The organism is Clostridium sp. CAG:43 (genome assembly GCF_000434655.1).
In the GTDB taxonomy this organism is placed as follows: domain Bacteria; phylum Bacillota; class Clostridia; order Lachnospirales; family Lachnospiraceae; genus Otoolea; species Otoolea fessa.
Genome location: NZ_FR895102.1, coordinates 6708 through 17333 on the forward strand (window position 1 = coordinate 6708; position 10626 = coordinate 17333).

The 10626-nt window shown below is 52.5% G+C and carries 10 protein-coding genes; 9 read left to right on the forward strand and 1 reads right to left on the reverse strand.

Going from position 1 to position 10626, the window contains the following annotated elements; translation table 11 throughout:
- The first annotated feature begins 174 nt into the window (after nucleotides 1-174).
- Nucleotides 175-1374 (forward strand): amidohydrolase family protein, encoded by a 1200-nt coding sequence (locus QVO97_RS09185; protein ID WP_288189522.1) that lies wholly within the window; start codon nucleotides 175-177, stop codon nucleotides 1372-1374.
- Nucleotides 1375-1512: 138 nt separating this feature from the next.
- On the opposite strand, the gene QVO97_RS09190 is transcribed toward QVO97_RS09185, so the two are convergent.
- Complete coding sequence (locus QVO97_RS09190) at nucleotides 1513-2106, reverse strand: cupin domain-containing protein (RefSeq protein ID WP_022360036.1); 594 nt, start codon at nucleotides 2104-2106, stop codon at nucleotides 1513-1515.
- 246 nt (nucleotides 2107-2352) lie between these two features.
- On the opposite strand from QVO97_RS09190, the gene QVO97_RS09195 reads away from it, so the two are divergent.
- The 8 genes from QVO97_RS09195 to QVO97_RS09230 all read left to right on the forward strand — a co-directional run.
- Complete coding sequence (locus QVO97_RS09195; protein ID WP_022360037.1) at nucleotides 2353-3159, forward strand: threonine/serine exporter family protein; 807 nt, start codon at nucleotides 2353-2355, stop codon at nucleotides 3157-3159.
- Nucleotides 3159-3641, forward strand: a complete 483-nt coding sequence (locus QVO97_RS09200) for a threonine/serine exporter family protein (RefSeq protein ID WP_022360038.1) — start codon at nucleotides 3159-3161, stop codon at nucleotides 3639-3641. Before QVO97_RS09195 ends, QVO97_RS09200 begins: the two co-directional genes overlap by 1 nt.
- A gap of 119 nt (nucleotides 3642-3760) precedes the next feature.
- Nucleotides 3761-4621, forward strand: a complete 861-nt coding sequence (locus QVO97_RS09205) for a LicD family protein (RefSeq protein WP_022360039.1) — start codon at nucleotides 3761-3763, stop codon at nucleotides 4619-4621.
- The gene (locus tag QVO97_RS09210; protein WP_022360040.1) at nucleotides 4621-5904 is read left to right on the forward strand and encodes a lipopolysaccharide biosynthesis protein; all 1284 of its coding nucleotides are present in this window, start codon (nucleotides 4621-4623) and stop codon (nucleotides 5902-5904) included. Before QVO97_RS09205 ends, QVO97_RS09210 begins: the two co-directional genes overlap by 1 nt.
- A gap of 29 nt (nucleotides 5905-5933) precedes the next feature.
- Nucleotides 5934-7025: a pyridoxal-phosphate-dependent aminotransferase family protein gene (locus tag QVO97_RS09215; protein ID WP_022360041.1), complete on the forward strand. Its 1092-nt coding sequence runs from the start codon at nucleotides 5934-5936 to the stop codon at nucleotides 7023-7025.
- Nucleotides 7022-7741 (forward strand): phosphocholine cytidylyltransferase family protein, encoded by a 720-nt coding sequence (locus tag QVO97_RS09220; RefSeq protein ID WP_022360042.1) that lies wholly within the window; start codon nucleotides 7022-7024, stop codon nucleotides 7739-7741. Before QVO97_RS09215 ends, QVO97_RS09220 begins: the two co-directional genes overlap by 4 nt.
- Nucleotides 7742-7869: 128 nt before the next feature.
- Complete coding sequence (locus tag QVO97_RS09225) at nucleotides 7870-9879, forward strand: DUF2142 domain-containing protein (RefSeq protein WP_022360043.1); 2010 nt, start codon at nucleotides 7870-7872, stop codon at nucleotides 9877-9879.
- A 258-nt stretch (nucleotides 9880-10137) separates the two neighbouring features.
- The coding region (locus tag QVO97_RS09230) for a glycosyltransferase family A protein (RefSeq protein WP_288189526.1) at nucleotides 10138-10626 on the forward strand (489 nt) is incomplete at its 3' end.

Consider the following 10626-nt stretch of genomic DNA (forward strand, 5'->3'; position numbering starts at 1 on the left):
AATGTGCCAAGGCACATTCTTTTTTAAAACAGGTTTCACCGGATACTCCGCATTCCAATATTGACAAGAACAAAATCCCGGTGTTACGATATAGAAAACTGAAAAACTGCATGAAATGACGATATTCGACTGAAAATTTCATGCTTATGAAAAAGAGAAGGGAAGTCCGTGAAAATGATTCTAAGGGCGAAGTATTTAATTACCGGAGATGGCAGAACCTGCTTGCAGGATCAGGCGGTGTATCTGGATAAAGAGGGAAAAATCGGCTGGATAGGAGACGCAGCGGAAGCGGCAGGGCGCTACCCGGAAGAGATGGTAAAGGATTACGGCGAGGCGACGATCCTGCCGGGACTGTTTGATATGCATGTGCATTTTGGCTACTACTACAGCCAGCCGGATCTGGATAATTATGACGATTATATGGTGGCATACTATGCGCTGGAACAGGCGAAACAGTCGCTGCGGCTCGGCATCACGACGGTGCGCGATCTGTCCTGTCCGCCCAATCTGATGAAGCAGCTGCGTCTGGCAGGGCAGAAGGGGTATGTGACGGTTCCGCGAATCATCCATGCGGACGCAGGTATCTGCATGACCGGTGGACACGGACATCAGGATGGGGTCGAGGAGGCGGACAGCCCGTGGGGCGTGCGCGCCGCTATCCGAAGACAGCTGCGTGCGGGAGCTGACTGGGTCAAGATCCTGACGAGCAACCGTGGCGATATCCCGGAATTTACGCAGGAAGAGCTGGATGCAGCGGTCGATGAGGCGCACCGCCAGGGGGTGAAGATCGCGGTTCATTCGGGTACGCAGCCGTCGATTCAGATGTGTATTGACGCGGGATTTGACACGATCGAGCACGGAACCTTTTTAACAGAGGCGCAGGCGCGCCAGATGGCGAAAAAAGGAATCGCGTGGACGCCGACGATCACGGCGTACACGTATTTGTATGAGCAGACGAAGCAGATGATCGAGGCGGGTGTGGACATGGACAACCCGATCGCCGCCAGAGCCGTTCACGATCAGGCATTTTTCAAACCGGCGTTTGAGGCATACCGGGATAATTTTAAAAAGCTCTATGACACAGGGGTTACGGTGCTGGCAGGCAGCGATATGGTGCTTTACAAGGCACCGCCGCTTCCGATTCATCAGGAACTCGGCTATATGGTAGACTATGGAATCACGCCGATGGAGGCGATCTGCACGGCAACCTACAACGCGGCAAGCGTGCTTGGTATTGAGAACGAGACAGGCAGCCTGAAAGAAGGATTGGCTGGCGATTTGCTGATTGTAAAGGGGGATGTCTCAAAGAATATTCGTGCGCTGGATGATGTGCAGGAAGTGTATCTGGCAGGAGAAATAGTGTATACGGTGTAAAAGATATGAAAAAGCTGTCTTTTTCAGAAATGCAGGAGTTTTTGTTTCCTGAGATGGGAAAAACCAAAAAGAAAATAAAAACATCTTGAAATTCTAAAAGAGACAGCTTTTATTATGTTTCTATACCGCGCAGACTATTTAAAATACGACTTCATTCCCATGAACAAACGGATTCGGCGTGTGTACGGTCAGAATCTTAACGACACGGTTTGTGTTGTTGACCCAGTCATGCGGGGTCTGGGAGTGGATCTGGATGCTGTCGCCCGGATTCAGACAGTATTCGCTGCCGTCCAGATATACGGTCAGGATACCCTCCAGAACGTAGATAAATTCTTCACCGTCGTGCTGATTCATCTCAAGCTGGTTTTCAGAGCTTGTGGTGGCAGACGGCATCAGGTGGAAAATACGCGGAAGACAGGCAAATCCCTGTGCATTTCCATTGACCAGGTACTGTACGATCTGGGGGTTGATCTGGGAACAGTGCATGGCAAAACTCCGGCTGACCGGGGATTTCTCCTGATCGGCGGAGGAGTCAAAGAACGAAGACAGACTGACTCCGAGAATCGTAGCAAGCTTTGCCAGAGAGTCGATTGCGATCGAAGAGAGACCGCGCTCCAACTGGGAAAGAAAACCGATGGACAGACCGGACTCTTCGCTGAGCTGTTTTAGTGTGTATTTTTTTGCGGTACGGAAGGCTTTCACCTTGGCACCGATGGTAACATTATGATCCATAGATATATCCCCCTTGCGGTATCATTCTTTAATATAATATATCCACTATACAGGATTTTCAGTGGAACGTCAACCAAAGGGGGAGTTTTGGCGGGCAAATTTAATTCAAAATGGAACGATTTTTTTGGAAAAGGCTGAAATGGGCGGCAGATTTGGAGAAGTGAATCAGTGAGAGGATAGAAGGGACAGGAGAATGGGATAGAGAAAACGGGTGGACAGAAAATAAAAAACAGGGGGAGAAACAGAATGAAGGAAATAGTACGCGCTTCGATCGAGGATTGTTCCCAGATCGAGCGCTTCCGTTTGGTGACCCGTTTGGGAAATGCGATTCTTTCCAACGGCGGGGAGGTATTCCGGGCGGAGCAGGCGATGGAGTATGCGGCGCGGGCGCTGCGTCTTGAAGCATTTAATGCGTATGTGATTGCGAATGGAATTTTTTCAAATGTGGTGATTGACGGGCGGTTTTATTCCAGCCGTATCTGTTATGTGCCGCTGGCACCTACGATTCTATGCCGGGTGGATGCCTTAAATGATCTGTCGAGAAAGATTGCGGCGGGTAAATGCGGTCCTTATGAGATGCGGATGCGCCTTGAGCAGATTGAACACATGAAAGTGCTCGAAAATCGGGGAAAGGTTCTGGCGGCAGGAATTGGAAGCGCTGGATTTTGTTACCTGTTCCAGGGCAGCCTGCGCGATACGGCGGCGGCATTTGTGGCGGGAGTGCTGCTGTATTTGTTCCTTTTATACGCAGCTCCGCGCTTTTCTTCGTCCCGGATGATGCAGACGATCATGACGAGCAGCGTGCTTGCATTGTGCTGTTGTTTGCTGTGCTGGATCGGGCTGGGAGAAAGCCTGGATCATGTCATGATCGGAGCTGTGTTCACGCTGGCGCCGGGTGTGCCGCTGACCAATTCGATCCGGAATTTTTTGGAAAATGATTATTTATCCGGTCTGATCCGTTTTGTAGACGCCTTTTTGACGGCGGGCTGTATTGCGATCGGAGTTGGTGTGGCACTGCGGTTCTGGATGTTTGCGATGGGAGGTATGCTCTGATGGAAATGGCAGGGGAAATTCTGGGGCAGCTTCTGGCGGCCTGTGTCGGAACTGCCGCCTTTTCGGCGCTGTTTGGAGTTCCGAAGAAGTATTGGCTGGACTGTGGTATCTGCGGGGCAGTCGGCTGGGGCGTGTATCTGGCGGTCATGGCAGCTTATCAGACGCCGATCATCGGGACCTTCGCGGCGAGCGCGGTTTTGACGATGCTGTCGCGCTGTCTGGCGATACAGCGGAAAGCGCCGACGATCCTCTTTCTGGTATGCGGCATCTTCCCGCTTGTGCCTGGAGCGGCGATCTACTATACCGCCTACAACTTCTTCATGGGGCAGGAAGCGCTGGCGCTCCAGTATGGCATGGATACAATCAAGATGGCGATCGCAATCGGGCTGGGGATCGGAGCGGCATATTCGCTTCCGGGACATCTGTTTGGATGGAAGCGGGAGATAGAGGTGTGGGAACCTGGGAAAGAAGGTAAAAAGTAGCCGCGGTTTACTTTTCCTTTAAAATATAGTAGAATACCCTCGTACTATTAAGGAAAATATGATCGGCTGCGGCAGGAGTGGGGTATTCTGCGGGCTTGGTGGAGGGGACAGACATCGATATGGACAGTAAATTTTATGAGCCAGAAGTTCTGAAACAGCTGCAGGGAGAGATTTTGTCGATTCTGGATGATTTTATCCGGATCTGTGAAGACTATCATCTGGAATATTTCGGGATAGCCGGAACGGGAATCGGTGCGCTGCGGCACAAGGGATTTATTCCCTGGGACGATGATATCGATATTGCGATGCCGCGGCGAGATTTTGAGCACCTGCTCCGGATCGTGGAAAAGAAGATGAGCGACCGGTATCTGGTTCTCAATGCGGAGCGATATCCCAATTATCCGCTGATGACAACCCGTCTGGTGAAGAAGGGGACGGTGTTTGTCGAGGAGGTTATGAAGGATGTGGACTGTCCGTTCGGTATCTTTCTGGATCTGTATGTGCTTGACAATGTGGCGGACAACCCGGTTCTATATCAGATTCAGTCGTGGACGGCATGGTTCTGGAGTAAGCTGATGATTCTGCGGGCGATTCCGCGCCCGACGCTGCAGCAGCGGGGCATCAAGGCGAAGCTTATCTGGGCGGTCTGCGGGATGGTCTACAAGGCGATGAAGCTGCTCCATATCTCGCCTCAGTGGCTGCGGATGCGCTGTGAGCGGGTCTGCCGCAAATACAATAAATACCGGACACGCCGGATGGCATTTCTGCCGGACACAAGCCCATACTGGAATGTCGTGGATCGGACACGCTGTTATCCGCTCCGGAAGCTGGAATTCGAGGGCAGACGCATGAATTTTCCGGGAAATATCGAGGAAATGCTGACAAATATGTACGGCGATTTCATGCAGCTTCCGCCGGTTGAGAAGCGCAAAACACACACACCGAGCCGGCTGGAATTTTCAAAGGAAGAGATACTGTAGTGATAAAATATTTAGCGAACGCCCTGATTGGTGGAGACGGGCAGATTGAAAAACGAAATATGAGCTGGAATATGATAGGGAGCTTTCTCTATGCGCTGGCGTCCATGGTGCTGACGATCGCGGTCATCCAGATTGTCGGCGAGGATGAGGGCGGTATCTTCTCCTTTGCGTATTCTACATTTGGTCAGCATATGTTTATGGTGGCCTATTTTGGCATCCGCCCGTTCCAGATCACGGATACGAGGCGGCGGTTTACGTTTGGCGAATATCTGCGGCTGCGCCTGATGACCTGTGGTGCGGCGCTGGTGGCCGGGCTTTTTTATGTGACGGTGATCAACCGGGACTATGCCTTTGTCAAGGCGGCGACGGTATTTTTGATGGTAGCGTACAAGGTGATCGACGGTTTCGCGGACGCTTATGAGGCAGAATTTCAGCGTGACGGACGCCTGTATCTGACGGGCAAATCAAACGCATTCCGGACGGTTTTATCAGTCGGTGTCTTTTTGGGCTGTTTGAATGCAACCCATAACCTGGTCGGCTCCTGCCTGGCGGCAGTACTGGCGCAGCTGGCGGGCGTGTGTCTGTTTGATTTTTCGGTAATTGGTCATCTGCCGCAGGTGGACTGGGAGGTCCGCTCCGGACGTGTCGGGCTGTTGTTTAAAGAAAATGTAGTTCTGTTTTTATCGGTTATTCTGGATTTTTATATTTTTTCTGCCGCGAAATATGCGATCGAGGGCAATATGGCGGACAAGTATCAGGCGGTATTCGGTGCGATCTTCATGCCGACCAGCGTCATCAATCTGGTGGCAGGCTTCGTCATCCGCCCGTATATCACGAAACTCTCGGATCAGTGGGAGCGGAATGCGCTCCCGGAATTTGCCGGGACGATAGGCCGGCTGGCGGCAATCATCGCGGCGCTTACGGTGCTGGCAGTCGGGGGTGCCTGGATTCTCGGAATTCCGGTTCTCTCAATATTATATCCGAAAATTGCGTACATGCTGCGGGAATGCCGTCTGGCGCTGGTGTTTATCATTCTAGGCGGCGCGTTCAATGCGTATGTGAATCTGTTTTATTATGCACTCATCATTATGCAGGAGCAGAAACGTATTTTTCTGGGTTATGTCGGTGTGACGGCAGCGGCGCTCCTTATTTCTTCGCCCTGCGTACGCGCGGCAGGACTGCTGGGCGGATCGCTTTCGTATCTGCTTTTGATGGCGGCACTGACTGCCTGCTTTGGACTGACGTCGCTTGTGATGTACCGGAGACGGGCACGTGGGATATAGAACTTGTTTGATAGATTTGGAGGAGACGTATGATTAATTTTGCGGTAGGACCGGTTCAGATGGACGAGGAAATCCGGGCGATCGGGGCGGAAGAAGTACCATATTTCCGCACACCGGAATTTTCTGCAATTATGAAGGAAAATGAGCGCCTGATGAAGCAGTTCACGGGGGCGCCTGAGGATGCGCGGGCGGTTTTTCTGACAGGTTCGGGCACGGCGGCGATGGAAGCGGCAGTCATGAATCTTTTTACAGAGCGCGACCGCGTGCTGGTCGTAAACGGCGGCAGTTTTGGCGCGCGGTTTGCGAAAATTTGTGAGATCCATGAAGTCCCTCATGAGGAGATCCAGCTGGAGAGCGGACGGGCGCTTCGGGCAGAAGACCTGGCACCGTATGAGGGAAAAGGATTTACCGGATTTTTAGTCAATGTCCATGAGACTTCCACGGGCGTTCTCTATAATATGGAGCTGATTTCTGACTTTTGCAGACGAAACCAGCTGATTCTGGCGGTTGACGCGGTCAGCTCGTTTCTTGCCGATCCATTTTGGATGGGAAAATGGGGCGTTGATCTGGTTCTGACCGGCTCGCAGAAAGCGCTGGCACTTCCGCCGGGACTCTCGATTCTGGTGCTGGGGGCGCGTGCGATCGCGAGAGTGCAGGAGACGGCGGTCCGCTCGATGTATTTTGATCTGCGCGACTATCTGAAAAATGGCGAGCGGGGGCAGACGCCGTTTACACCAGCGGTCGGAGTGCTTTTACAGCTTCATAAACGGCTGACGATGATCGAGGAAAAAGGGCTTGCGGCAGAACAGGCGCGGATCCGCTGTCAGGCGGAGGATTTCCGAAGCAAAATAAAAGATCTTCCGTTTGAGATCGTTTCCAATTCTCTCTCGGCGGCATTGACGCCGCTTCACCCGACGGGCGTGGACAAAGAGGGGAAAGCGGTCTCAGCGCATCGGATTTTTGAGATTTTGAAGGATGAATACGGCATCTGGATCTGCCCGAACGGCGGCGCGCTTGCCGACACGGTGTTCCGTGTCGGTCATATCGGCGCATTGACGCCGGAAGACAATGACAGCCTGATTGCGGCGTGGAAAGATATGCAAAGGAGGGGACTTCTGTGAAAGTATTGATTCTGGCAGCGGGACGGGGAACCCGGATCTCGCGTTATCTGTCGGGAAAACCAAAATGTACGGTGGATATCGGCGGCGGACAGTGCCTGATCGAGTACACGATTGACCTGCTTCATTCCCGCGGCATCCAGGATATCGGCATCGTGCTGGGCTATGAGGCGCAGGTGATCCGCGAGGTCTTGGCAGACAAGGGAGTTTCCTTTTTCTACAACCCGTTTTACGATGTGACAAACAGCATCGCGTCTGCATGGTTTGCGAAGGAGTTCCTGACAGGGGACGATCTGCTGATCATGAACGGTGACGTATACCTGGAGGAAAAATTGCTTGACCGGATCCTCGCGCAGGGCAGGAGCCCGGTGATGTTTGCGGACGAGAGCCGCCGGGAGACAGCGGATTATAAGTTCTTCTATGAAGATGGAATTTTGAAAAAATATGGAAAAGAGCTGACCGGGGATGATGTGACGGGCGAGTACATCGGAATCGGACGGTTTTCAGCGGCATTTATGCCGGAATTTATCTGCCGGATGGAGGAGATGATCGACCGCCAGGAGCACGGCGTCTGGTGGGAAAATGTTGTTTACAGCATGACCGGGCAGCAGCCGGTCTATGTCGAGGACGTCAGCGGGCATTTCTGGGCGGAGGTTGATTATATTGAGGATTATGAGCGCATCCTGGAACACAGGGGCGTGGAGAAGATAGTGCGCTAGAGCGCTTGATTTGAAAGACAAAACACGGTTCACGGGTAGGCACTTTTGGAACCGAAAGTGCCGTAAGAAAACGTGGTGGCAGCAGGAATTTACCGAATTTAAACGGGAAAAATAAGGGAGAAGTACAGATGCAGTTTAACAGGCATTTTATCAATCGAATAGAGAAAAAAGATGTGCTGCGGCTGCTTCTGGCGCTTGTGGCAGTCTTTGTGATCGGTGTTCTGGGCGAGTTTGTCTGCAATTTCCCGGCGCTCCGGGCAAATGGATGGACGCGGCAGGCGACGCGGACGATCGCTCTGGACGAGGTGCAGGTGAGCGGATTTGAGCGGGTAGAGACAGAAAAAACAGAGGTGCTGCAGCTTTCGGATGCAAGCGGTTATCTTCACATTCCACTGGACGGCAGCTATGTCAGCCAGTTTCTCTACCACTATGATTACGATGGTCTCTTAAATGCCACTGTCCGCCTCGGTTACCGCAACATCTACGACGAGCAGCGGGAGCACGACGCAAAGATGGTCATGGACCGCAACTGCCGGGTGCTGAAATTTTCTTCGGTTCCGGTGAATGGGAAGCTGGACTACGTGGATCTTCTGATCACGCGGGAGGATCTAGACGAAGAAGGGCTTTCCTACATGAATTTTGGCGGGATGCCGCTTGCACTGACCGGGTTTGCGACGGTGGCGCGGGCAGGTATCAACTGGTACCGGCTGGGACTTTTCTGGTGTGCGGCGGCGGTTTTGATCGCACTTCTCTGTTTCCGGGATTTCGTGGCAAAGCGCATCGAGGTTGGATTTCTGCTGATCTCCCTGACGTTTGGAACAATATTTTCACTGTCGCTCCCGGCAAATAAGGTGAGCTGGGATGAGGAAGTGCATTTCGCGCAGGCGTTCTGGATGGCAAATTACCGGACGCCGGTGCAGGCGGATCCGGCGCTTTTACAGGAGTTTACNCTTTTACAGGAGTTTACGGCGGGCGTAGATACCTGGCCGTACAATCAGCCGGAAAACCAGGACGAGCAGGCGGCGCTCACTTCGTATCTGAATCAGAATGCGGGTTACCGGCACGGTGAACATCTCTGGAGTACGGATCTCAACAAAACGACGATGACCGGATATGTGGGCTCGGCGCTGGTGCTGAAAGCGGGCGGGCTGCTTCATATCCCATTTGGAATCTTGTATAAGCTGGGGCGGCTGGGAAATCTCTATGTCTATGCGGCAGTTTTGTATTTTGCCATCAAAAAAACACCGGTCGGCAAGGCAATCCTGGCATTTCTGGCGCTGATGCCTGAGCCGATGATGCTGGCGGGGGCATATTCCTATGACCCGACCGTCACAGCGTTTTTGTGGCTGTCTTTTGCGGGCATTCTGGAAGCGGCGCTTGGCGGGCGGAAAATGGACTGGAGAGCGTATGCGCTCATCGTGCTTACCTTTGTCTGGGGCTGCCGCGTCAAGGCGGTATATGCGCCGCTCATTCTGCTGGGACTGATGATTCCGGCAGAAAAGTTCCGTTCTAAACGGGAAATGTACCTGATGAAGGGCGGATTTATCGTGATCTGCGGTCTGATGATGCTATCCTTCATCCTGCCGGTTCTGATCGCGCCGCGCGATATCGGGGATACGAGAGGCGACAGCACCAGCGAGAAAGGGCAGATGGCATACATTCTGGGACAGCCGCTTGCCTATGCATGGGTGCTGATGTGCAACCTGTTCCGGACGCTTCCGTCCTATGTGCTGGGCGAAAATTCCCTGGGGCTTCTGGGACACACGGGAACGATGTCATTTCCGTGGGCGCTGTATGCTGGTTCGGCGGCCGTTATCCTCACAGCCGGGCAGTCATCCTGTGGAAAACGTCTATCAAAAAAACAGAAGCTGTGGATATTTATACTCTGCGTGGGAACGGCGGTGCTGGTCTGGACTTCGATGTACATCGCATTTACCAGACCGGGCAATACCTATATCGACGGCGTACAGGGGCGCTATTACCTGCCATTTCTGCCGCTTGTCTGGCTGGCATTAAACCCGGAGCGGGTGATGGTGCGGATGGAGAATAAAAACTATCATGCGCTGGTGTTAGGGGCGGCGGCGCTGATTCTGGCGGCAACGGTTTATCTGGATATCTGGATGAAGTTCTGCCGGTAAGCATAAGCAAGCTAGAAGAAGGCAAAGGTTACTGTATACGGGTAGGCACTTTTGGAACCGAAAGTGCCGTAAGAAAACGTGGTGGTAGCAGGAATTTGCCGTATTTAAATGCGAAGCCACGGCAAATTCCGTTACTGGGCACGTATGCGTGAACAGTAACAGGAAAAGATGTTTGAAACGTTAAAATCGATCATAAGTCTGGTAAAAATAAATTCAAGCAGGTACCGCTCTTGAAAAACGAGAAGGCAGAAGTGCGGCATGAAAGAGCGAGAGAGAAAGGGAAACGAGATGCAGCAGGAAATCATTCATACATTTGCGGTCTGTGCATACAAGGATTCGCCGTATCTGGAAGAATGTCTGCGTTCGGTGACGAGCCAGACGGTTAAATCGGAGGTGATCTGCTGTACCTCGACGCCGAGCAGCTATATCCGGGAGCTGACAGCGCGGTATCAGGTGCCGCTCTATGTGCGGGACGGGGCGAGCAATATCCGTGAGGACTGGATGTTTGCCTATGGAAAAGCGCAGGGGCGTTTTGTCACGATCGCGCATCAGGACGACCGATACCGCAGCGATTATGCAGAAAAGCTTTTAAAAGCATGGAAGAAATATCCGGATCTGCTGCTGTTTGCGAGCGATTATCTCACGATCCGCATGACGGAGAAAGAGGGGAAAATGAAAGCCATTCCGGAGCCATTTAACATGGTCTGGCTGGTAAAAAAGATACTGCGCCTGCCGCTGCGTTTCCAT

Bases quoted from the DNA above. Each gene is read 5' to 3' on its own strand.
- QVO97_RS09195 (WP_022360037.1), top strand. From the start codon at position 2,353: ATGAAGGAAATAGTACGCGCTTCGATCGAGGATTGTTCCCAGATCGAG.
- QVO97_RS09190 (WP_022360036.1), bottom strand. From the start codon at position 2,106: ATGGATCATAATGTTACCATCGGTGCCAAGGTGAAAGCCTTCCGTACC.
- QVO97_RS09205 (WP_022360039.1), top strand. From the start codon at position 3,761: ATGGACAGTAAATTTTATGAGCCAGAAGTTCTGAAACAGCTGCAGGGA.
- QVO97_RS09185 (WP_288189522.1), top strand. From the start codon at position 175: ATGATTCTAAGGGCGAAGTATTTAATTACCGGAGATGGCAGAACCTGC.
- QVO97_RS09200 (WP_022360038.1), top strand. From the start codon at position 3,159: ATGGAAATGGCAGGGGAAATTCTGGGGCAGCTTCTGGCGGCCTGTGTC.
- QVO97_RS09215 (WP_022360041.1), top strand. From the start codon at position 5,934: ATGATTAATTTTGCGGTAGGACCGGTTCAGATGGACGAGGAAATCCGG.